The organism is Dryocola clanedunensis (genome assembly GCF_038405435.1).
In the GTDB taxonomy this organism is placed as follows: domain Bacteria; phylum Pseudomonadota; class Gammaproteobacteria; order Enterobacterales; family Enterobacteriaceae; genus Dryocola; species Dryocola clanedunensis_A.
On sequence record NZ_JBBYHZ010000091.1, the window covers coordinates 1 to 679 of the forward strand.

The window sequence follows — 679 nt, forward strand, 5'->3', positions numbered from 1 at the left end:
CGAACACGCTGACCTGGCCGGTGAAGCGCTCCACCGCGCCATACACCAGCGGGATGCCGTGCTGCAGGCTGGCGTCGTTGAGCAGGTAGCGCAGCGGGAAATTGTCCGAACCATCCAGCACCACGTCGACCCCCTCCAGCAGCGTGTCGATGTTGTCCGAGATGACCCGCGCCTGCACGGCCTCCACGTCCAGCGAGGGATTGAGCGCGAGCAGGCGCGCGCGCGCGGAGAGCACCTTGGGCTCGCCAACGCTGGCATCGGTGGGGATGATCTGCCGATGCAGATTGCTGCGGTCCACCACGTCGTCATCGGCGATGCGCAGGTGCCCTACCCCGGCCGCGGCCAGGTAGAAGCTCGCCGGTGCACCCAGGCCGCCCGCGCCGAGCACCAGCACGCGCGAAGCGAGCAGCGTCTTCTGGCCTTCGATACCGAGCTGCGGCAACAGCAGGTGACGCGAGTAACGCTCGTTGAAGTCGCGCTCGGCATCGCTCTGCATCGGCTGCACCAGGGGCAGGCCGTCACCGCGCCAGGCGGTGGTGCCGCCGTGGACGGAGGCGACATTCGTGTAGCCCAGGTCCCACAGGAAAACCGCGGCCTCCATCGAACGCCTGCCGCTCTGACAGATCAGGACGACCTCGCCGTCGGCTGCCGGCAGGTGGGCGTCTGGCTCGGCCTGGAG

General features: G+C 68.8%; 1 protein-coding gene. It reads right to left on the reverse strand.

Annotated elements, in window-relative coordinates; all coding sequences use genetic code 11:
- Window positions 1-679 (reverse strand): ThiF family adenylyltransferase (locus AAE045_RS23570; RefSeq protein WP_455549735.1); only part of this gene is annotated, 679 nt, incomplete at both ends.